The sequence below is a fragment of the Mycobacterium sp. IDUB_39 genome, from assembly GCF_055419205.1.
On sequence record NZ_JBVAXF010000005.1, the window covers coordinates 307,744 to 329,696 of the forward strand.

20 protein-coding genes are annotated in these 21,953 nt (G+C 64.5%); 12 read left to right on the forward strand and 8 right to left on the reverse strand.

Translation table 11 applies throughout. From position 1 onward, the window contains the following. Window positions 1-1,836: an acetyl/propionyl/methylcrotonyl-CoA carboxylase subunit alpha gene (locus tag ACZY0X_RS20160; RefSeq protein WP_463772894.1), complete on the reverse strand. Its 1,836-nt coding sequence runs from the start codon at window positions 1,834-1,836 to the stop codon at window positions 1-3. Then, window positions 1,833-2,717, reverse strand: coding sequence for a fumarylacetoacetate hydrolase family protein (locus tag ACZY0X_RS20165; protein WP_463772896.1), 885 nt, complete (start codon window positions 2,715-2,717; stop codon window positions 1,833-1,835). The genes ACZY0X_RS20160 and ACZY0X_RS20165 overlap by 4 nt, the downstream gene beginning before the upstream one ends. Window positions 2,718-2,868: 151 nt before the next feature. On the opposite strand from ACZY0X_RS20165, the gene ACZY0X_RS20170 reads away from it, so the two are divergent. Then, window positions 2,869-3,294, forward strand: coding sequence for a cupin domain-containing protein (locus ACZY0X_RS20170; protein WP_463772897.1), 426 nt, complete (start codon window positions 2,869-2,871; stop codon window positions 3,292-3,294). A 254-nt stretch (window positions 3,295-3,548) separates the two neighbouring features. On the opposite strand, the gene ACZY0X_RS20175 is transcribed toward ACZY0X_RS20170, so the two are convergent. Continuing rightward, window positions 3,549-4,106, reverse strand: coding sequence for an Lrp/AsnC family transcriptional regulator (locus tag ACZY0X_RS20175; protein WP_463772899.1), 558 nt, complete (start codon window positions 4,104-4,106; stop codon window positions 3,549-3,551). Between the two features lie 186 nt (window positions 4,107-4,292). Here ACZY0X_RS20175 and ACZY0X_RS20180 point away from each other — a divergent pair, with 186 nt between their 5' ends. The 5 genes from ACZY0X_RS20180 (at window position 4,293) to ACZY0X_RS20200 (ending at window position 11,269) form a co-directional block, all read left to right on the forward strand. Beyond that, entirely contained in the window at window positions 4,293-5,771 is a 1,479-nt protein-coding gene (locus tag ACZY0X_RS20180; RefSeq protein ID WP_463772901.1) for an APC family permease, read from the forward strand. Between the two features lie 62 nt (window positions 5,772-5,833). Further along, window positions 5,834-7,021 (forward strand): saccharopine dehydrogenase family protein, encoded by a 1,188-nt coding sequence (locus tag ACZY0X_RS20185; protein WP_463772902.1) that lies wholly within the window; start codon window positions 5,834-5,836, stop codon window positions 7,019-7,021. 194 nt (window positions 7,022-7,215) lie between these two features. Further along, complete coding sequence (locus ACZY0X_RS20190; protein WP_463772904.1) at window positions 7,216-8,802, forward strand: amidase; 1,587 nt, start codon at window positions 7,216-7,218, stop codon at window positions 8,800-8,802. 170 nt (window positions 8,803-8,972) lie between these two features. Beyond that, window positions 8,973-10,889: an Ig-like domain-containing protein gene (locus ACZY0X_RS20195; protein WP_463772905.1), complete on the forward strand. Its 1,917-nt coding sequence runs from the start codon at window positions 8,973-8,975 to the stop codon at window positions 10,887-10,889. Then, complete coding sequence (locus ACZY0X_RS20200) at window positions 10,886-11,269, forward strand: nuclear transport factor 2 family protein (protein ID WP_463772906.1); 384 nt, start codon at window positions 10,886-10,888, stop codon at window positions 11,267-11,269. Before ACZY0X_RS20195 ends, ACZY0X_RS20200 begins: the two co-directional genes overlap by 4 nt. On the opposite strand, the gene ACZY0X_RS20205 is transcribed toward ACZY0X_RS20200, so the two are convergent. After that, complete coding sequence (locus ACZY0X_RS20205; protein WP_463772908.1) at window positions 11,238-13,601, reverse strand: putative bifunctional diguanylate cyclase/phosphodiesterase; 2,364 nt, start codon at window positions 13,599-13,601, stop codon at window positions 11,238-11,240. The two genes, ACZY0X_RS20200 and ACZY0X_RS20205, sit on opposite strands and share 32 nt — an antisense overlap. 142 nt (window positions 13,602-13,743) lie before the next feature. Here ACZY0X_RS20205 and ACZY0X_RS20210 point away from each other — a divergent pair, with 142 nt between their 5' ends. Both ACZY0X_RS20210 and ACZY0X_RS20215 read left to right on the forward strand, forming a co-directional pair. Continuing rightward, window positions 13,744-14,235, forward strand: coding sequence for a metallophosphoesterase family protein (locus ACZY0X_RS20210; RefSeq protein WP_463772909.1), 492 nt, complete (start codon window positions 13,744-13,746; stop codon window positions 14,233-14,235). A 127-nt stretch (window positions 14,236-14,362) separates the two neighbouring features. Continuing rightward, window positions 14,363-14,701 carry an MmcQ/YjbR family DNA-binding protein gene (locus tag ACZY0X_RS20215; RefSeq protein ID WP_463773375.1) on the forward strand — a complete coding sequence of 113 codons (339 nt, stop codon included), beginning with the start codon at window positions 14,363-14,365 and terminating at the stop codon, window positions 14,699-14,701. Here ACZY0X_RS20215 and ACZY0X_RS20220 read toward each other — a convergent pair. Continuing rightward, window positions 14,698-15,978, reverse strand: coding sequence for a DUF222 domain-containing protein (locus tag ACZY0X_RS20220; protein WP_463772910.1), 1,281 nt, complete (start codon window positions 15,976-15,978; stop codon window positions 14,698-14,700). The genes ACZY0X_RS20215 and ACZY0X_RS20220 overlap by 4 nt on opposite strands. Before the next feature lie 108 nt (window positions 15,979-16,086). On the opposite strand from ACZY0X_RS20220, the gene ACZY0X_RS20225 reads away from it, so the two are divergent. After that, window positions 16,087-17,964: an alkyl/aryl-sulfatase gene (locus ACZY0X_RS20225; RefSeq protein ID WP_463772912.1), complete on the forward strand. Its 1,878-nt coding sequence runs from the start codon at window positions 16,087-16,089 to the stop codon at window positions 17,962-17,964. A gap of 3 nt (window positions 17,965-17,967) precedes the next feature. Here ACZY0X_RS20225 and ACZY0X_RS20230 read toward each other — a convergent pair whose 3' ends face one another. Together ACZY0X_RS20230 and ACZY0X_RS20235 are read right to left on the reverse strand one after the other, a co-directional pair. Continuing rightward, on the reverse strand, window positions 17,968-18,729 hold the full coding sequence (locus ACZY0X_RS20230; RefSeq protein WP_463772913.1) for an SDR family NAD(P)-dependent oxidoreductase: 762 nt from the start codon (window positions 18,727-18,729) through the stop codon (window positions 17,968-17,970). A gap of 1 nt (window position 18,730) precedes the next feature. Next, on the reverse strand, window positions 18,731-18,922 hold the full coding sequence (locus tag ACZY0X_RS20235; protein ID WP_463772915.1) for a hypothetical protein: 192 nt from the start codon (window positions 18,920-18,922) through the stop codon (window positions 18,731-18,733). Window positions 18,923-18,941: 19 nt separating this feature from the next. On the opposite strand from ACZY0X_RS20235, the gene ACZY0X_RS20240 reads away from it, so the two are divergent. The 3 genes from ACZY0X_RS20240 to ACZY0X_RS20250 all read left to right on the forward strand — a co-directional run bounded on the left by ACZY0X_RS20240 (window position 18,942) and on the right by ACZY0X_RS20250 (window position 21,538). Further along, window positions 18,942-19,541 carry a histidine phosphatase family protein gene (locus ACZY0X_RS20240; protein WP_463772917.1) on the forward strand — a complete coding sequence of 200 codons (600 nt, stop codon included), beginning with the start codon at window positions 18,942-18,944 and terminating at the stop codon, window positions 19,539-19,541. Between the two features lie 44 nt (window positions 19,542-19,585). Continuing rightward, complete coding sequence (locus ACZY0X_RS20245; RefSeq protein WP_463772919.1) at window positions 19,586-20,632, forward strand: phosphotransferase family protein; 1,047 nt, start codon at window positions 19,586-19,588, stop codon at window positions 20,630-20,632. A 102-nt stretch (window positions 20,633-20,734) separates the two neighbouring features. Continuing rightward, a complete protein-coding gene (locus ACZY0X_RS20250) occupies window positions 20,735-21,538 on the forward strand; it encodes a transglutaminase-like domain-containing protein (protein WP_463773376.1) in 804 nt (267 codons plus the stop codon). 4 nt (window positions 21,539-21,542) lie between these two features. Here ACZY0X_RS20250 and ACZY0X_RS20255 read toward each other — a convergent pair whose 3' ends face one another. After that, a complete protein-coding gene (locus ACZY0X_RS20255) occupies window positions 21,543-21,923 on the reverse strand; it encodes a LapA family protein (RefSeq protein ID WP_463772920.1) in 381 nt (126 codons plus the stop codon). Window positions 21,924-21,953 lie beyond the last annotated feature (30 nt).

Consider the following 21,953-nt stretch of genomic DNA (forward strand, 5'->3'; position numbering starts at 1 on the left):
CTATTCGATCACAACCAGGGTGGTCCCTGCTGCCACCACCTGGCCGGTGGCCACCATGAGGCTGGTTACGACGCCGTCGGCAAGGGCGTATACGGGGTTCTGCATCTTCATCGCTTCGAGAACCAGCAGCAGGTCGCCTTTAGAGACAGTCAGTCCTTCCGAAGCCTCCACCTGGACGACCGTGCCCTGCATCGGGGAGGTGATCGTTCCGCTGGCCGCTGCTTGCGGTCTGCTGGCCCGGCGGGAGGAACCGCCTCGTCGCATGGTGCTCTGCGGTTTGGTGGATACCGCGACAGCTACGGAAGCCGTTGTGTCTGAGGAATCCTCGGAGAACATCGGAACGACGTAGCGGCGGTCGCCGACCCATACCGTTTCACGTGATCCGTCGGCGTCTGTTTCGTCGGCGTGGGTGTCGTCCGACTCGGACTCAGTAGGCAGAAGGTCGGGGAGGTCGATGTCGCGTTCGAGCCAATTGGTGTTGATTGCGGCGGCACGAAAGTCTGCATGATCGATGACGACCAGCGCAACTGGTGCGGTGGTCGGGACGCCGACGATTTGCAGTTCGCTGAGTGCCTGGAGGATGCGCTCGACCGCATGTCCACGGGTGGGTGCCCAGGAGATCAGCTTGCCGATAAGGCTGTCGTAGTGGGGTTGAACTTCGTCACCGGACTCGTAGCCGCTGTCCCAGCGGACTCCGGTTCGTGCGGAGAAGTTGACCACTGACAAAGGGCCTGGGGAAGGGAGGAATAATCCACCCGCGACGTTCTCGGCATTGATCCGCACTTCAATCGCATGTCCACGGGGTGCGGGACCGGAGGCCGGAAAGCTCAGTGGTTGACCAGCTGCCACATAGAGCTGCTCAGCTATCAGGTCCACGCCCAACGTCATCTCGGTGACCGGGTGTTCGACCTGGATTCGAGTGTTCATCTCCAAGAAGTAGAAGTTCTCTGCCTCAACCAGGAATTCGACGGTCCCGGCGCCAACGTAACCGACTTCCTTGGCCAATCGGACTGATGCCTCACCCATCGCGGTGCGCAATGAGTCCGGTAAGCCAGGGGCTGGCGCTTCCTCGACAACCTTCTGGTGTCGGCGTTGGACCGAGCAATCGCGGTCTCCCAGCCACACGACGTTGCCTTGACTGTCTGCGAAGATCTGGACCTCGACGTGTCGTGCGTGGGACAGATAGCGCTCGAGGTAGACCTCTCCTCTGCCGAACGCCGCCGTGGCTTCCTGCTGCGCGGATGTAAGAGCATCGGCGGCTTGCGTCGGTTCGGAAATGGTCCGCATTCCGCGCCCGCCGCCACCATAGGCGGCCTTGATGGCGATCGGATAGCCGTGTTCGGCTCCGAAAGCGAGGACTTCCTCGGCCGAGTTGACAGCGCCACGGCTTCCGGGCACCTGGGGCACCTGCGCCGTGAAGGCGACGGCTCGCGCGGCGACCTTCTCTCCCATGATGTCGATCGCGTCCGCGGGTGGTCCGATGAAAATCAGGCCGGCGTCGACGACGGCGCGCGCAAAACCAGCGTTCTCGGCGAGGAAACCGTAACCAGGATGAATGGCATCAGCTCCGACACTGCGTGCGGCGGCGATGATCTTGTCGACGTTCAAGTAGGTTTCGGTTGGTGACACACCCTCGAGCGGGACGCACTCGTCGGCGAGGCGAACGTGTAGCGCACCCGCGTCGGGGTCGGAATGCACTGCAACCGAGGATATTCCAATCTCAGCACAGGTGCGGATAATGCGAACGGCGATCTCGCCGCGGTTTGCTATGAGAACTTTGGAGAGCATGTGGGCTCCTGTGAAATCACGGTCGGTGGGACTGATGTGAGTGGTCATGCAGCGACCGTGGTGTTGCGACAAGACCCCAGGCCTTCGATCGTGGTCACGATCTCCTGCCCTGGGCTGAGAAACAGCTTCGGTGTGCGGCCTGCGCCGACCCCGCTGGGAGTGCCGGTGAGGACGACGTCACCGGGTTCGATGCTGATCACTTGAGACACGTACGAGATGAGGTGCGCTGCGTCGAAGAGCAGATCGGACGTGTTGGCGCTCTGCACGGTGGTGCCGTCGACCGTGCAGGTGATCTCGAGTCCGGCGTCTAGATCGACTTCGTCGGCAGTGACCAGCCACGGGCCCAACGGCGTCGTAGCTTCGAATGTCTTCCCGAGTAGCCATTGCGACGTCGTGTTTTGCCAGTCTCGTGCGGAGATGTCGTTGGCGACGGTGTAGCCGGCGATCGCTGCGCGTGCGGTTTCGTGGTCGGCGTGTCGGACTGACCGCCCGATCACGAGCGCAAGCTCTGCTTCCCAGTCCCACTCCGTCGCGACGCTGCTCAACTCGATGCGATCGTGAGGGCCGATCAATGCTCCCGAGTACTTGGAGAAAATGGTGGGGAAGTCGGGCAGCCCCCGGCCCATCTCCAGGATGTGCGCCTTGTAGTTGTGGCCCACGCAGAGGATTTTGTTTGGATTCGTCACGCACGCCGCAAAATCGAGAGCTTCGCCGTCGATGACCGGACCATCACGCTTGGAGTGGTCGCCGATCACACCGTCGGTGAGTGCGTCGACCACACTTGTGTAGTCGAGCATCCGTGTGATGTCGCCGTCTTGGCTGACCACTCGCGTACCGGTACCAGACCTTATGGTTGCCAACTTCACAGCCAACTCCTTAAATGAACGGTCGTTTGTTTGTAAACTAGCCCGCGCTGGATTCTCCGTCAATGTCCGGGCCCCTCACGTCGCTGCGGTCCGCCGCTGAGATGACGTCGAAACATCCAGCGTAGAGCGATATTTAGCGTCTGCACCTTGCGCTCCAGCTGTAACCGTTCTAGATTCGCGGAACAAACGTCCGTTCGTATGTAGGGAGAGAATAGTGGCTGAACACGACACGCCGGTCGTGACCCGCAGGGGTGAGGAATTTGGTGATACCGGCCAGTCTGGCGGAGCTGTCCGCGTATCCGGTGTCAGCGTCCAGCACACGCCGGCCACCAAGATCTGGTTTGGAAGGGTCTCCAACGAGCCCGGTTACCGATCGTTGCCTCATCATCACGGTGAAGCGGAAACCGGCGGATATGTCCTGACCGGCAAGGCGCGCATCTACTTCGGCGAGGATTACAGCGAGTACATAGATATGGAGGAGGGTGACTTCGTATATGTGCCACCGTTCATGCCCCATGTCGAAGCGAATATGAGCACGACAGAGGAACTCGTCTGGCTGACCACAAGGACTCCGGACAACATCGTGGTCAACCTGCCCGAGGTTGACGACAGCACTCTGGCAGGCTACGTCCGTCGCTAAGGCGACGCTATTTGCTCCACCGACTCCAGACCCGAGTCGGCGGAGCACAAGCACTGAATGCACTGCACCGCTCGAAGGAGTGAGCGTGCGACTCTGGCGCAGGTCGGGGGAATTCGGGTGCCGCCGCAGGCTCTGGCCGCTGGCAACCCGAGTGTCTGTGCCTTGCGAAGGTCGCCAAGGTAAAGCCTGCTTGGCGACCTTCGCAGTCTTCTACGTGCCCAGATGAGCGTTTCGCGTCCTGGGCCGACGCGTCATCACTCCCACGTCGTGGGGGCTCCCTCGATGGCCTCGCGGATCTGCGCGTAACCCGCAACATGCTCAACCTGCTCGGATCCAAGGATGTGTTCAAAGACTACGAAGGTCTGAGTAGACGCAACAGCAGCATCGGAGCTGAGCGTTACCGCAACCAGATCTCGCAGCTGTCCGGTGTCAGTGCATGCGACATGCACAAGAAAGTCAGCAGCGCCCCCCAAATGAAATATGTTGACCACGTGGGGGATTCTGCGCAGCTTCTCCGAGTATCTGTGCACCTCCGTTTGAGCCTGCGCCCGGAGCCGCACCGAGATCATTCCCTGTACCGGCAGACCCACTTGGGCCAGATCCACGCGCGCATGCGCTGACCGCAATGCGCCTTGTTCGCGCAGCTTACGAATCCTGTTCACGATCGTCGCCGGAGCAACGCTGCATCTCCGCGCTAATACCTTGCTCTGAATTCGAGCGTCGCGCACGAGTTCCCAGAGGATCTGCTCGTCAAGTGCATCAAGCGAAGCGGGACTGGACTGCTTAATGCCAAGCTCCTTCCTTAAGTTCAACCGACGTCGCAGTCGGCCGAGTGGACCTGAACAGGATGCAAGAAGAACGTGATTTTCTGATCATATCGCCACTGTTGGCGCGTTCTGTTGTCATTACTAGCACAGATTTAGTCTACTTCTTGCACAACCGACATGGTTGTCGCAGCGGCCGTCCGCGGGCTGGTCGACCCTCAAAGGAGCGTGTACATGGTCAAATCTGAACAAGCAGGGGCCCGACACCTGCGGGGCAATCTCGGCGTGGTGGGCGTCGTGTTCATGGTGGTAGCGGCAGCCGCGCCTTTGACTGTCGTCGGCGGTGTCACGCCGCTGGGCTTGCTGAATGGGAACGGCCCGGGTTTCCCCGCGCTTTTCGCCGTCTCCGGAATCGTGCTGGCGCTGTTCGCCGTGGGGCTAAGCGAGATGGCGATGCGTATCCCAAAGCCGGGGGCGTTCTTCACCTATGTCAGCCACGGCCTGGGTCCAGTAGCCGGAACCGGGGCGGCGGGACTGGCGTTGCTTTCATATGCGGCAATCACATTCGGGTTGTATGCCTTCCTTGGTCTGCAAACTTCGACACTTCTTGGATTGATCGGAGCGGGTGGCATTCCCTGGTGGGCGCTGTCAGCGGGCTATCTAGTAATCGTTGGGATACTGGGATACCGCCATATCGGCTTGAGCGCGAAAGTGCTGGGCATCTTCCTTGTCCTCGAAGTACTCGTGGTCCTTGTGTTAAGCGTCACTGTCGTCATCCGGGGAGGTGACGCAGGGCTGAGCTTGGACTCGTTCAAACCCAGCGAGATCGTTTCTGGAAACATCGGTCTCGGGATCCTGTTCGCGGTCTCCAGTTTCATCGGATTCGAAGCTACTGCGGTGTACCGGGACGAAGCTCGCAATCCTGCCCGAACGATCCCGCGTGCGACCTATGTCGCGGTGGGTGGTGTTGCGGTTCTGTACCTGTTCGCGACGTGGACCCTCGTTGAGGCTTGGGGTCCGAGCAACGTGGTTGCGGTCGCTGAACAGACTCTGGCGGCTGGAGACATGTTGCAGCAGACCGGCGCACGTTACATCGGCAGTTGGTACGGCGTCGCCGTCAACATTCTGCTCGTAACCAGTGTGTTTGCGTGCCTGCTGTCCTTCCACAACGTGTTCGCGCGTTACGCCCATTCGATGAGCGAGCGCGGAGTGCTGCCGAAGCGCCTCAGCGCCATACACGCTGACCACGGCAGTCCCGCGGTAGCCTCACTCGCGGTCACGATCGCTTCTGCGGCCGCACTGGCGCTCTTAACGCTTTCCGGGCTTGATCCGTACGGGCAGATTTACACCTGGTTCGTCGGAGGTACCACACTCGGCTTTCTGCTGTTGATAGCCGTCACGTCGGTTGCGGTCATCGTTTACTTCGCCAAGCAGCCCGGACCCACGAACTTGTGGAAGCACAGAATCGCACCCGTGGCGAGCCTGATCGGCTTGCTCTACTTCCTCTATCTCGGGTTGAAGAATTTCCCGATTCTCGTAGGAGACGTAGACATCAACGGGGCACCGAAGCTGGGGGTGCTTGGCGTCACCATCATGGCTGTCGTCTTGCTGTCCTTCGTGGCTGGAGCAGGCCGTGCCCTTGTTCTGAAGCGGTCAGGGCGTACCAGCGAAGACCTGATTGCCGCGATCGACGAGATCGATACCGGAAATTAGTCAACTGAACATTGCTACTCGAATTACTACAGAACTCAGCGATTAGACAAGGTGGATGCGGCATGACCAAAGTACTGGTACTCGGCGGCGGTGGATTTCAAGGTAGAAACGCGGCCCGTCTGCTTCACGCGCGCACCGAAATTGACGATATCGTGGTGGCAGATCTTTCCGAAGATCGGGCAGTCAGCGTTGCGAAGGATGTGGGGCGCAAGGCCACGGCTACGGTCGCCGACGCAACGCAGTACGCATCGGTGGCTCAAGCCTTCGACCAACACCAACCGAACGTGGTCCTGAACTGTGCTGGCCCCTTTCGGCACACCGGGCCCACAGCATTACAGGCTGCCATCGACTTCGGCGCGGATTACATCGACATTCTCGATGACGCGGATGTGCTCGACGACTTCGTCGCGATGAACGATCGGGCTGAGGCGGCGGGAATCACTGCAATCATCGGCTTCGGATTCACGCCCGGTATGAGCAACGTCTTAGGGCGGTATTTGTCGCAGGGGATGGACTCCGTCGATGAGATTCACTGGACGTTCTTGGTCAATGTGGACACCGGGGCGCCGCCCCACTTGATGAGTCACCGCGTGCAGATGTTCGGACCGGACGCGGTGATCGTCGATAACGGTCAGCTCGTCTCGGTAGCCGGTGGCAGCCAGGAGGTCGACATCGACTGGGGTAGGTACGGCAAACTCCGAGCCGCGGCCTGCACGCATCCGGAGACCATCTTGGCTAAGCGCTACTTTCCTGGACTGCAACGCGCAGTCATGCGGGGCGCGTATACCGAGAACTCTTTCCCCGCGTTACTGGAGAGCCTCGGTAATGCTGGGTTCGGCTCTGCCACAGGGGTTTTTTCCGACGGTTGGACGATATCGCCGGAAGAGTTTGTCGGCCACTTCCTCGTTTCGGAGACGTTCAAGGCCAGCGCCGTCTGGCGGAATGTGGAAACGGCCGAGGCCGAACACGGCAGGGTCGATGGACTGCGCGTCGTAGTCGCCGGCCGGCTGGACGGCAACAGGATGATCCGTACTGCGAATTACCTCAGCACGAATCGGTGGGCGTCCACTCACGGAACCGCTTCCGTGGGTGCCTTTCTGTTGGCGACCGGTGTGCTCAAGCAACCCGGTGTCCACTCACCAGAGGCATTCGATGCCGCACCCATCGTTGATGAACTGCGTTCGTCAGGGTTGGAGATCGCCGTGACCGACGTCTCAGAATCGCCCGAAATTGGCCATGAGTCGCCCTAGGGCCTGAGCGCGGATCATTCGAGACCTTTTCTGGTTGTCTAGGGGGCGCCGGCCTGGTTGGGCAGCTCGCGCTGTCCAACCAGGTGCCGCACATGGGAGCATCGCCTACCGCGACAACGACCGTCCGCAGGATTACTGAGCCCAGATGTTGGGCGGATTGACCCGGCTATTGAGGCAACAGACGAGGAGGATTGATGGGCTCGCCTCAGGAACGCGGCACCACAGCACGCACCGATACGGCCGTGGCCGGCGAAGTGAGAGCGGCAGTTTTGGGGCTCGGGCGGGCGGCGAGTCGACTGTCTGATGCCGTCGATGCACCTGAGCGAGGCGGACCGTCTATCGGCGATCGTCGTTTCAACGGTGCGGTAGCCGCCACGCGAACCGCCGGTGACCAGGTTGTCGGTGACATCGCAGGAACCGTCGGCTCCATCGCAGACGGCAGTCGCACCGTTGGCAGTACGGTCGACGAATCGCTCCGTCGAATCGGTGTTGTCGAGGACCGCGTGCGTTCCTTCATTGAAGTCACGGCGGAGGCAGCCCGCAGTCAAGCCCAAGAATCGGACTTGCGACTTTCGCAGGGCGCACCGGTCCGTGTCCTCGAGGGCGTGACAGTTGCGGTCAAGGACAACATCGACACCGCAGGAATCGCAACTACCTGTGGCACAGGATTTTTCAAGAGGCGGATACCGACACAGGACGCTACGGTGGTCAAGAGACTCATGGCGGCCGGAGCGGTCATCGTCGGAAAGGCGAATCTCCATGAGTTCGCTTGGGGCGGGAGCACGGAGAATCCGCACTACGGCGCTACCAGGAATCCATGGAATCTCGCCAAGAACACCGACGGATCGAGCGGGGGATCTGCGGCTGCCGTGGCCGCTGGTGAGTGCCTGGTCTCAATTGGGACCGACACGGGTGGGTCCATACGTCTGCCCGCAGCGGTAACCGGTCAGAGTGGATTGCGGCCCACAGTTGGGAGGGTCAGCAACCACGGTGTCTTCCCTCTTGCGTGGACAATGGACACGGTTGGACCGATCGCTCGCACGGTACGGGATGTCGCTGTCGTGTACTCGGTTATCGCCGGATACGACCCCAATGACCCTGCAACTCAACAGATGTCAGTCGATGCGTTTCGTCCTCTGGATTCTTGGCGCGGAACGAGAATCGGTGTCATCAGTGATTTCACGTGGCGCGGTGTTGGCGCCGCCGTCAAGAGCGCTGTCGATGCAGCTCTTACCGAAATGGCCGAGGCTGGAGCCGAGGTCATCGAGCTCCATCTTCCCGGTATCGAAGCTCACTACGATGCGTGGTTGCTCATTCACACTGCAGAACCGAGTTCGGTCCATCGTCAGCTCTTGCGCGATCATGCCGATGAGTACGGCATCGATGTGCGGGTCCTCCTGGAAGCGGGCGGGTGCATTCCTGCGACGGATTATCTTCTTGCACTTCAGTATCGGAGACGGATTCAGGCGCAATTAGACGTGATCTTCAACAGTGTCGATGTCGTGATTTCGCCAACTGCTGGGTGGGTAGCGCACGACGTCGGCGCCAACCCTCTCGACGACGTTCACGAACTCATCGCTCCGAGTGGCGAGACGGGATTTTTTACCAGCTTGGCGAGTGTGGCGGGCCTGCCGGCGCTCACCGTGCCCTGCGGCTTCGCCGATCGTCTGCCAATGGGAATGCAACTCATGGGACAGCCATGGGGGGAGGCGCGCTTGCTGGCCATCGGCGATGCATATCAACGGATTACCGAGTGGCATGAGCAGCGGGCGCCGTTGTGAGAGCGTTGCAGGTGTTTACGGGCGCCGGTGTCTGGTGGCAACGCCCCGCGTGCAGACAGACCTTTATCCGAATGGAACGCGCCTCGATTTTCGACTTGCCGATGTAATTTGCTGCGCTGCCGATCGCGGCGTTATACCTTCCTCTAAACAATTGACGGAAGGGCCAAATAATGGCGGGTGCGCACGCGAGTCGTCGGTCTGCGGAGTTCGGTGTCCGACGCTGGCTACAGCTCGGGGCCGCATCGGCCGGTGTGAGTGCGGCGCTGTTCGCCCTTTCGCTGGCTGGCCCGCAAGTGGGTGTCGCTCTCGCCGACGACTCGGGCCAGTCGTCGAGTTCGGACTCGAACACCTCGGGCGGCGCAGACTCGAGCAGCGCGGGCTCGGATGGCTCCCCGTCGAAGTCCCCGGCGCGCGCGAAGCCGATCTCGAAGGTCGGATCCTCGCCCACGGGCTCGAAGGCTGACGCGGACGCCGAGGACACCAGCGACGCCGACGACTCGGTCACCGACACCACCGACACCGACGAGACCACCGAGCCCGAGACCACCGAGCCCGAGACCGTCGAGCCCGAAACCCCTGACGTCGAAATCGTCGAACCGACCGTGACGCAGCCCGAGGTTGTTCCGGTCGTCTCAACCCCCGCATCGAACGACTCGCCTGCCAGCGCGCCGACCGTGGCGGCCGTCAGCACGCCCAGGGACTCGCTGGTGGCGGTGGCGGCACCCGAGGTCGTGGAGACCCCTGCCGCCGAGGCTGAGCCGGAGTCCGCGCCGGTTTCGGGGTCCCCGGTCGTTGCCGCGGCCGATCCGGTGATTCCGTGGGCGCTTCAGGTTGAGGCCCACCAGGATCCGCGCAAGGAGTTCATCAGCCGGTCGATCATCGCGTGGACGTCCGATTCGACGGGGTGGATTGACTCGCTGCCGGTGCCCACCGAGTTGAAGTGGCACATGGAGGGTGCGGTGTGGGCGGTACGCCGCACCTTCTTGAACCTGGCGCCGGCGGTGGCCCCGATTCAGGTGACGGGCCAGTCGTCGGGGCCGATCACCGGCCGCGTCGACGCGGTGGATCCGGAAGGCGACCGGATCGTCTACCGCGTGGTCAAGGGCCCGACGCTCGGCACCGTGGCGCTCAACGACGACGGCACCTTCACGTACACGCCCGGCGCCGACTTCAACGGCGTCGACAGCTTCGTCATCGTGGCGCAGGACCAGGGGTTGCACGTCAACCTGTTCGAGCCGTTCCGCGGTGGCACCCAGGCGGGCACGCTGGTCAACCAGGGCGCGATCAAGTTCGCGTTCAACTACACGACGGGGGCCGAGTACTGGACCCAGGAACGTCGTGACGCGCTGCACAGGTCGGCGACTGCGGTCGCGGCTTACCTGATGGTCAACGCGCCGGTCATCCTGACCTACGACGTCACCGGGGAGGACGACTCATCCTCGTCCACGTTGGCGGCCGCCTCCAGTGACCTCGTCAGTACTTCACCGGGTTTCTTCGGCACTGTCGTGCAGAACAAGCTCATTCACGGTGTCGACTCGAATGGCGCTGAGGCCGACGGCGAGATCGACTGGAACTTCGACAGTGACTGGGCGCTGGGCGACGTCGTGGGTGACGATGAGTACGACTTCAAGGCCGTCGCGATGCACGAACTGATGCACTCCTTCGGCTTCACCTCCCGCGTGCGGCAGGAGAACCCACGCCAGTACTGGCCGGTGTTCTCGAGCTTCATCGTGACCGCAGGCGGGCAGAAGCCGATCGGCGCTGACTTCAAGTGGGACACCGCCTATGACGACTACCTGACCGGTGCCAATGGCGGCTTCTACTTCGGCGGTGCCAACGCCGTCGCCGCCTACGGCGGACTTGTCCCACTCTTCACGCCCGACCCCTACGAGTCGGGCAGTTCGATGGCACACCTGGACGATAAGACGTTCACTGGTGCCAACGAGAAGATGATGAACGCCAAGACCGGGACCGGCCTGAGTGTGCGGGTCCTGAGTCCCGTCGAACTCGCCATCCTCAAGGACATCGGATACATCGTGGTGGTCCCGCAGCAGACGAGCTATGCGCCTGCGAACATATTGGTATGACAGCACCCGTGATCGAACGCTGGCACGCTTTCCTGGACGGCGGCCATGACCCCGAGGTCCTCGATGCTCTGCTGGCCGATGACGTGGTGTTCTTCTCGCCCGCGGTCTTCTCGCCGCAGGAGGGCCGCGCCAAGACGGCGATGTATTTGAACGCGGCGGCGAAGGTGTTCGCGGGAACCGACTTTCACTATGTCGGGGAGTGGTCGGCGGAGCGTTCGGCGGTACTGGAGTTCGCGGCCACGATCGACGGCATCTACGTCAACGGCGTGGACATGATCACGTGGAACGAGGACGACCGCATCGACTCGTTCAAGGTCATGATGCGTCCGTTCAAGGGATTGCAGGCGATCATGCCCCGGATGGCCGAGCAGCTGCAGTAGGCGGGACGCGGTGCGCGTCCAGCATCGGGCCCCATAGGCCCAGGTGCACGGCCTGGACGGGTACGGGCGGGCTGAAGTAGTGCCCCTGGGCCAGGTCGCAGCCGTACTCCCGGAGCCGATCGGCGACGGCTCTCGTCTCGACACCCTCTCCGACGCTGGACAGGCCGAAGGTGCCTGCCAGTTCGATGACCGAGCGGACGATCGCCGCGGCGCGCTCGTCGTCCAGGATCGGAGCGACGAAGTGACGATCGAGCTTGAGTTCGTCGATCGGCAGCTCGTGCAGGTAGGTCATGGTCGAGTAGCCGCTGCCGAAGTCGTCGATCGCCACCCGAATGCCCGACTGGCGGAGTCGGTTCAGCACCGTGCGGGCGCGCTCGACACTGGCGAGCAGCAGATCCTCGGTGATCTCCACCGTCAAGGCATCGGCTGTCAGGCCGTGCCTGGCGAGCGCCACGCGGACGCGGTCGGGGGTGGACTCGTCGTTCAGCGACGGCGCCGAGAGGTTGACCGCGACGGGGATGTGGACGCCCGCCGCGTGCCAGCCCGCCGCGTCCTCGAGTGCGCGGGCCAGCACGACATCCGTGACCGCCTCCATGAGTCCGTTCTGCCGGACCAACGGCAGGAAGTCTGCAGGTTCGAGGGTGCCGAGGTCTGGATGTGGCCAGCGGACGAGGGCCTCGACCCCCACGACCTCGTCGGTCTCCAGGCTGACTTTGGGTTGGTAGAGGAGGGTGAGTTCGTGCTCGTCGATCGCACGGCGCAGATCGTTGATGAGCTGAATTCGCGCCACGCCGTCACGCCTGCCGGTTCGGGCCCCACGGCTGGGCAGGGGCAGGTGGGTGGCCTGCAGCCGCATGTCGGGGGTGAAGGTCCGCACGTCCGCGATGTGGTCGCGCTTGGCGGAGTACATGGCGAGGTCGGCACGGTTGAACAACTCATCGGTGGTCACGTCGGCATCGCCCGTCGCCGGTGCGGTCGCCAGGCCCACGCTCAGTCGCACGTAGAGTTCGCGGCCGTCGATCACGAAGGGCTCGGCGAACGCGTCGACGACTTTGCGGGCGACCGCATCGGCGGTCGCGGCGCCGTCCTCGATGAGGATCGCGAACTCGTCGCCGCCCAGACGTGCGACGGTGTCCCATTCGCGGACGTTCTCCCGGATGCGGTCGCCAACGGCATGGAGCAGTAGGTCACCGACGGGGTGCCCCAGGCTGTCGTTGACGAGCTTGAAGTCATCGATGTCGGCGAGCAGCACCGCGACCGGCACGGCGTTGCGCACCCGCAGCTGCATCGCGTGCGTCAACCGGTCGTTGAACAGCGCGCGGTTGGCCAGGCCGGTGATCGGATCGCGCAGCGAGATGTCCGCCAGCGTGACGAGCAGGCCGCGGTTCTCATCGAGAAGTAGGAACTGGCGGATCAAGGCGGCAAGGATCAGCGTCACGCCGGCGACGAGGATGGGTCCGGCGTATCCGACGGTCGGCCACAGCTCGCGGGCGCCGAGAGCGATTGCGAACGGTACGGGCAGGTAGGGCAGCCACAGCGTGAGGTGCGACGGCGGACGTGGCCGCGACGCTATCGGTTCCCTCCGGGGACGGGCCGCCAGGCCGGCAAGGCCGGCCAGATACATCCCACTGGCCCATCCGACGAGCACCAGGCTTCCGGGATCGCGGTCGTTCGCGGCGAGGTAGACGTACGCGGCGTCGGCCGCCCCGACGAGCAGCATGCCGACCATGAGGAACCCGATCGACAAACGAAATCCCTTGAGACCCTTGGTCAGAAGCATGAAGGCGATGGCGATCATGATCAGGTCGGTGAACGGGTAGGCGACCGACAGTGCTACCTCGGCACCGGAAGCCGTCGTCGAGGTGAACACGTCGTTCAGGACCAGCACCCACAGGACCACGAACGTCGATGCCGCGACGATCAGCCCATCAAGGACCAAGCGCAGACCAACGCGGGCATTGCGGCCGTGCGGGGAGAAGAGCGCCGACGCGCAGACGCCGACGGGAAGGACCAGGTAGGCGAGGTCGGCCCATGTGGGCGTCCGCGAATCGATGTGGTCCACCAGGTTGAAGTAGGCCCAGATCGCGTCCCCCACAACCCAGCCCGCGAGTCCGACGGCCATGCACGTCCAGGCGCCGCGCTGTCGGCCGCGGCCACGTCTGGCAGCGGCGACCGCGCATCCGGTCGCGAATGCGCTGAAGACGAGGGCGCCCAGATCGGCGATGACGGAGTTCGCCGCCGCGCCACCCAGGCCCGACAGCAACCACCCGGCATACGCGACGAGCAACCCTCCGGCGGCCGCGGCCACCAGTCGGCTTCGCGGTGTGGGCATGTGTCCTCTCAGCTCGGCGGACCGTTGCTCGAGAGATCGCGGCCCACCGATTCTTGCTGGAAGAATATAGTGCGCGCTCGCGTCGCTGCTTAGCAATGCTTCAACCGATTTGAGCACCGGGGCCGCACGATAGCCTGTCGGGGTGAGGCTCTTGCTGATCGCGGACACGCACGTGCCCAAGCGCGCCAAGGACTTGCCTGCCCCGGTGTGGGCCGAGGTCTCGCGTGCCGATGTCGTGATCCACGCTGGTGACTGGGTGGACGCGTCACTGTTGGATGACCTTGAACGCCGGGCCCGACGCTTGGTGGCCTGCTGGGGCAACAACGACGGTGACGAGTTGCGCCGTCGACTTCCCGAACGCGCCGACGAGGTCCTGGGTGGTGTGCGGTTCACCGTGACGCATGAGACGGGAGCCTCGGGCGGGCGGGATGCCCGGATGGCGAGGCTGTATCCGGACACCGATGTGCTGGTGTTCGGTCACAGCCATATCCCGTGGGACACGACTGCCGACACCGGCCTGCGGTTGCTCAATCCGGGGTCGCCCACCGATCGCCGTCGCCAGCCGTTCTGCACCTACATGACCGCGACGGTCAGCGACGGCACCCTGACCGAGGTTGTGCTGCACCATGTCTGATTGGGCGGATGACCGGCCCAATGACCGGCCCAATGACCGCCCCAATGACCGGCCCAATGACCGGCCCAATGACCGCCCCAATGACCGCCCCGCGACCGTCGACGACGTCCATCGCATCGCTGCGGCGATGCCGCACGTGACGAACGCGGCCGGGCCGAAGGGCAACGCGATCTACCAGGTGGGCGGGAAGTCGTTCGTGTTCTTCCGCACCCGACGCCCCGACGCGCCATTCCCCGACGTCATCGTCATCTGGGTGGAGTCCGAGGCGGACAAGCTGGCGCTGGTGCAGGATCCCGAATCGCCGTTCTTCACCACCGATCACTTCAACAGGCACCGCTCCGTCCTCGTTCGCGCCAGCGAACTGCACCGCGTCGGACTCGAGGAGTTGACCGAGCTGATTCAGGACGCATGGTTGTCCCAGGCGTCGACGCGACGGGGACGGATCTGGTTGGAGGGTCGCGGTTAGGCGACGGGTCTGAGCGCTTTGGCGAGTTCGTATTCGATGTCGCTGAGGTCGCCTTGGGTCACGCCGGGTAGTGGTGGGGCTTTGGAGTGGTGGCGGGCGCCGGTGGGTGTGGTGAACTCGGCTGTGTGAGAGCCGGTTTCGTGGTGTTCGGTGGTGACTGTCCAGCCGGGGGCTTCTTTGGCGTAGTTGCAGAGTTCGCATTCTCCGAGGCCGTTGGTTGCTGTGGTGGGGCCGCCGCGGGTGTGGGGTTGGGCGTGGTCGTGGTGGCGGATGGGGGCGTCGCAGTAGGGGGTGCGGCAGGTGTCGTCGCGGAGGTCGATGAAGTGCGCGAGGCCCTTGGGGAACAGTCGGGAGCGGGACTCCATGGCCACCAGTGCGCCGCTGCGGGGGTGCTTGTAGAGGCGGCGCAGGGTGGCTCGGGAGCGTCGGTCGCTGACGGCGCCGCTGATGAGGAGGCGGGCGATTGGGGCGGGGATGGGGCCGTAGCCGGTGATGCGTGCGGGTGCGGGGCTGTCGGCGAGCAGGCTGTCGTCGGTGATGACGAGGTTGACCGCGATCGGGGCGGGGACCTCGGCGGGGCGGCCGGTGATGCGCTCGACGAGGGTGTCGGCCATGACCTGGCCGCGGCCGCGTTCGTCGTGGGTGGTGTCGGCGGTGCGGCGCAGGGCGGCGTAGACCGAGACGCCCTGGGCCATGGGCAATAGTGCGGTCACGTAGGTCATGGTGTCGGGGGCGGGGCGGATGCTGACGGTGCGTTCGTTCTCGGCGCGTGCGGCGCGGTCGACGATGGCGTGGGGGTCGAGGCGGTAGGCGATGGATTTGGCGTCGGCGCGGATGCGTTGGTCGCCCTTGCCTTCCAGTGCGGTGAGGTCGGCGCACAGCTGGGTGTCGAGGGTGCGACGGTCCTCGATGTCGAGGCAGGCGGATTCCTGGACGATGATGGTGGCGCGCCATTCGGAGAGGGCGCCGGCGGTCAGGGCGGCCAGGGTGTGGGGCATCTCGTGGATCAGGGCGCGGGCGAATCCGAGGTGCCGCCCACCGCGGGTGGGGGAGTCGTGGCGGGCCAGGGCGATCTCGCTGGCCAGGCCGCGACCGCGTTTCGCCGCGGGGATGCCTGCGGATTCCTCGGCGGCGCGGCGGGCGGTGTCGAGGGCGGCGGTGGCTCTGGCCTGTTCGGCTGCGGCGGCGGACTTGAGTCGCTCGAGTGCGGCGATGTGCTCGACCAGTGCCGCCTGGCTGGCGTTGTCTGGGTCCACACTCACGAGTCCATCGAACATGTGTTCGACACTACGCGGACCCCCCGACAAACCAGGACCAGATCGACCCGACGTGAATTCCCCGCCGTTTCAGCGCCATGCGCCGCCATTGATGGCAGCCTCGACGGCATGAACCAGCAGCCGCCGAGCGGTGCCATCGAGGCCGCACATGCCGAACACCGCAGCGCCCTTCCGTTCGATGACACGCGGGACTTCGACGACGCCGACCGGGGTTTCATCGGCGCACTCGATCCGTGTGTCGTCACGGCCGCCGACGGCAGAGTGGTGTGGGACAACGACTCCTATGGGTTCCTGACCGGTGACGCGCCGACGTCGGTGCATCCGAGCCTGTGGCGGCAATCGCAACTGTGCGCCAAGCAGGGCCTGTACGAGGTCGTCGAGGGCATCTACCAGGTACGTGGCCTCGACTTGTCCAACATCAGCTTCATCGAGGGTGACACCGGCGTCATCGTCATCGACCCGCTGATCTCCACCGAGACCGCTGCTGCGGCACTCGCGCTGTACCGCACCCACCGCGGCGACCGGCCCGTCGTGGCCGTCATCTACACGCACAGCCACGTCGACCACTTCGGTGGCGTGCTCGGCGTGACCTCACAGGCCGACGTCGATGCGGGCAGGGTCGCGGTCATCGCGCCCGAGCACTTCACCGAACATGCCGTGCAGGAGAACGTCTATGCCGGCACGGCCATGGCCCGCCGCGCCTCGTACATGTACGGCGCGGTGCTCGCTCGAGGACCGCAGGGCCAGGTGGGCTGCGGGCTCGGTCAGGTGGGGTCCACCGGGGAGGTCGCCCTCATCGTGCCGACGGTCGACATCAAGTCCACTGGTGAGACGCACACGATCGACGGCATCGAGATCGAGTTCCAGATGGCGCCAGGCACCGAGGCGCCCGCCGAGATGCACTTCTACTTCCCGAAGTTCCGTGCACTGTGCATGGCCGAGAACGCGACGCACAACCTGCACAACCTGTTGACGCTGCGCGGCGCACTGGTCCGCGACCCGCACGGCTGGTCGGGATACCTGACGGAGGCCATCGACACCTTCTCCGACCGCAGCGATGTCGTGTTCGCGTCCCATCACTGGCCGACGTGGGGGAAGGACAACATCGTCGAATTCCTTTCGCTGCAACGCGATATGTACGCCTACCTTCATGACCAGACGCTGCGTCAACTCAACCAGGGCTTCACCGGCATCGAGATCGCCGAGACGTTCCAGATGCCGCCCGCGCTGGAGCGGGCCTGGCACACCCACGGCTACTACGGCTCGGTCAGCCACAACGTGAAGGCCGTGTACCAGCGCTACATGGGCTGGTTCGACGGCAACCCCGGCCGGCTATGGGCGCATCCACCCGAGGCGATCGGCCCGCGGTACGTCGAGGCCATCGGCGGACTGGACCGGGTGGTCGAGCTGGCCCAGCAGGCCGTCGAGGACGGTGACTATCGCTGGGCCGCAACACTGCTCGACCACGCCATCTTCACCGACCAGCAGCACGAGGGAGCGCGCGCGCTGTACGCCGACACCTTGGAGCAGCTGGCCTATGGTGCCGAGAACGCGGTCTGGCGCAACTTCTTCCTGTCCGGTGCCACCGAGCTGAGGGAGGGGAACTTCGGCACGCCGACCCAGACGGCGTCGCCGTCGCTGATGGCACAGCTCACGCCGGAGCAGATGTTCGACGCGTTCGCCATCAACGTGAACGGGCCGCGGGCATGGGACCTCGACCTCGTCATTGACGTGACGTTCAGCGACCTCGCGACCAACTACCGGCTGACGCTGCGCAACGGGGTGTTGGTGCACCGCAGGGTCGCCGCCGATCCGACGACCGCCGGCGCCACGGTGACGTTGGCGTCCAAGCTGCGTTTGTTGGCGTTCGCCGCCGGCGACGTCACGTCCCCCGGCGTGGACGTCACGGGTGACGTGAGCGCACTCCCGGCGCTGCTGGGCGTGCTGGACAGGCCCAACCCGGGGTTCGACATCATCACGCCCTAGGGGTCAGGGCATTCCGCCGTCCACGCGGACGATCGATCCGCTGGTGTAACTCGATGCGTCAGACATCAAAAACAATGCGGCCCCGATGATCTCGGATGGATTGCCGAGGCGTTTGAGGGCGAAGTGCTGCACACCCGCGGTCGTGGCCTCGATGTCCCAGGCCTTGCTGACATCGGTCAGAAACGGACCCGGCATCAAGGTGTTGACGCGCACGGTCGGCCCGAAGGCCAACGCGAAACCCTCGGTCAGCGCGTTCAGGCCGGCCTTGGACGCCGCGTAGGGCAGCATGTGCGCATCAGGACGTCGGGAGCCGCTGGTGCTGACATTGATGATCGACCCGCCCCCGGCGGCGACCATGCGTTCCCCGACCAACGCCGTCAGCCGAAACGGGCCCTTGAAGTTGAGGTTCATCACCGAGTCGAACAGCTTCTCGCTCACCGACGGCAGCGACTCGTACAGTGGCGACATCCCTGCGTTGTTGATCAGGACGTCGACCTTGCCGAAGCGTTCGTACGTGGCATCGACGAGACCGTCGAGCTGATCCCAGCGGCCGACGTGAACCTGGTACGGGAACGCCGCCCGGCCCGTCGACGCCGAGATCTCCTCGGCCGTCATGACGCACGATTCGAGGTTGCGGCTGGCGATGACGACGTCGGCCCCGCACTGGGCGGCGGCGAGCGCCATCTCACGTCCGAGTCCGCGGCTACCGCCGGTCACCAACACCACGCGATCCGTCAGGTCGAACAGCTCGTCGGCATAACCCATCTCATCTCCTCGCTTGTGCCGTCTCACGCACCACGCGGTGCACGAAGCCCGGCTTCGTCACCGCCGGTGGTGGAATGTCGAACGGGTACAACGGATTCTTGCCCATCGGTACCAGCCAGTTGCAGCCCAGCGTGACGTCCTGGGTCTCGAACGAGGCGTGGGCGTTACACACCGGGGAGGTGAATGCGCGCACGGGCCATATGGTGGCACACATGCAACTGTTGGTGATCAGACATGCGCTTCCGCTGCGAAGCGAGCCCGGCCAGGGTTCGGACCCCGACCTGTCCGAGGAGGGCATCGCACAGGCCAAGAGGCTGCCCGACGCGCTGGCGCGGTTCCCCATCACTCGGATCGTCAGCAGCCCGCAGCGGCGCGCGATCCAGACCGCGCAGCCGGTGGCCGACGCTCTCGGGCTGACCATCGACGTGGAGGACCGGGTGGCCGAATACGACCGCGACCTGGAGCACTACACCCCGATCGAGCAGGCGTCTCAAGAGGATATTCAGCGGCTCATGGACGGCCACCTTCCCGGAGGCGTGGACGAGGGTGCCTTCATCGCGCGGGTCCGGGCGGGTATCGAGGACATCGTCGAGTCCGCCGCCCACGAGGACACCGTCGCCCTGTTCAGCCACGGTGGCGTCATCAACGCGCTGGTGCACGACATCATGTCGACGCCGAGGCTGCTGTGCGTTCAGGTCGACTATGCGGGTATCACCCGGGTGTTGAAGTCACGCAGGGGCGATCTCGGGGTCGCGGGCGTCAACTCCATCGAGCACGTTTGGGACCTGCTCCCACGGAATCTTCCGTGGTGAGCGCCTGCGTGAACCGCTCATCGGGGCAGTGGTAGACAGATCCGGTGACCCCACTCGAAGGCCTCGATCTCGGCGCGCTGGACCGCCACCTGCGCGAGATCGGCATCCCGTGCGCCGGTGAGCTGCACGGCGAACTGATCTCCGGCGGTCGGTCGAACCTGACGTTCCTGGTGTTCGACGATGCGTCGAAGTGGGTGCTGCGAAGGCCGCCCCTGCACGGGCTGACGCCATCGGCGCACGACATGGCGCGCGAGTACAAGGTGGTCGCAGCCCTCGAGGACACCCCCGTGCCGGTGGCGCACGCGGTGACGATGCGCAATGACGACTCCGTGCTCGGTTCGCCGTTCCAGATGGTCGAGTACGTGCCGGGACGGGTTGTGCGGCACACCGACGAACTCCGGGCGCTCGGCGACGACGCCACCATCCACGCGTGCGTCGACGCGCTCATCAAGGTCCTGGCGGACCTGCATGCCGTCGACCCGGAGGCCGTGGGCCTCGGCGACTTCGGCAAGCCGACCGGATACCTCGAACGCCAGGTGCGGCGTTGGGGTTCGCAGTGGGACCTGGTCAAGACTGACGACGATCCGCGGGACGCCGACGTCAGGTTGCTGCACGCCAAGCTCGGCGAGCGGATCCCGCCGCAGAGCCGCAGCGCGATCGTGCACGGCGACTACCGCATCGACAACACCATGCTCGACGCCGAGGACGCCACGAAGGTGCGCGCCGTGCTCGACTGGGAGATGTCGACGCTCGGCGATCCGCTCAGCGACGCGGCCCTGATGTGCGTCTACCGCCATCCGACGTTCGACAACGTGCACGCCGACGCCGCGTGGGCGTCGGACCTGATCCCGTCCGCCGAGGATCTCGCCAACCGCTACTCGTTGGCGGCCGGCCAGCCGCTGGCGCACTGGGACTTCTACATGGCGTTGGCGTACTTCAAGCTGGGCATCATCGCGGCTGGCATCCAGTACCGCGAACGGATGGGGGCCGGAGCCGCGAACGGCGATCGTGAAGCGAGCACGGACTACGGCGACAAGGTCGGCGCGGCCGTCGCACCGTGCATCGCGATGGGGTTGTCCGAACTCGGCTGACCATCGCGCGGTTTGGGCAGTTCCGTGGTGGGGTAACAACCGGCCGATCCCGTACCGTTGCGGGAATCCCCATCAAAAGAGAGGCGGTCTCCCATGCCGTCATTGAAGCGTGACGTCGGCGTCGAACTCGACGTGTGGATTGCCGCGGCCACCACGCTCGAGTTTCAGATCGCAGTCGCCCCTCATCCCGGGGCAGAGGTCATCGAGTCGCTGTCATTCACGTTGAACGGCAAGGATATTCAGGCCAAGGAGATCATCGGCGACCACGGCAACCGCATTCACAAGTTCGACGCCGAGCCGGGCAGTCTGCAGGCCAGCTACCGCGCGACGATCATCGGTCAGAGCGACCCCGCCCCGATCACCGAGATCGACCTGTCGACCTACCTGAGGCCCAGTCGCTACGCCGAGGCGGACAAGTTCTTCGGCTTCGCGGCCACCGAGTTCGGTCGTTACCTGGACTCGGAGACTCTGCTGACGAAGGTGTCGTCGTGGGTGGGGACACGTCTGCACTACGTACCGGGGTCCTCCGACCCGATCGACGGAGCCGTCGACACCCTGCTGGCGGGCGCGGGTGTGTGCCGCGACTACGCGCACCTGGTGGTTGCGCTGCTGCGTGCGGTGAACGTCCCCGCCAGGCTCGTCGCGGTGTATGCGCCGGGCTGCGTGCCGATGGACTTTCACGCCGTCGCGGAGGCGTATGTCGACGGTCACTGGCGGGTGGTGGACGCCACCCTGCTGGCGCCTCGCCAGACTCTGGTGCGGATCAGCACCGGCCGCGACGCCGCCGACACCGCGTTCCTGGACAACCACAACGGGTCGATCACCCTGAACTCGACAATCGTGACCGCCATCGTGGACGGCGATCTCCCGCACGACTCCATTGACGAGCTGGTGTCGATCGGGTGAGCTGCTAACGCAGAGCCGCCCTGAGGTTCTTCTTGGCGGCGCGGCGCAACTGCACGATGCGCGCAGCGCCGACGAGGACCGTCAGAAGGCTGCCCAGCACTGCGGCCAGCAGGATCTGCACGCCCAGAGGTAGCCGCCAGTGCCACGCGATGAACGTCATCTCGACGGATTCGGTGTTCTGCGTGATGAACACCAGAAGGATGATCAGCACTATGAGACCGATGATCAGCGCGGCCCACAGGGCGGCGGCCCTGGTGAACCTCAAGGTGTTCACCTGCGGTGGGGGAGCGTGGCTGGCATCGACGTACGGTGGACCCGGGACTGCCGGGTCCTGGGGTTGAAATCCGCCATGATTTGCTGGCGGAAAGTGCGGGTCGGTGCTCATGGCTCCATCTTGCCCCTCTCGAGCACGAAT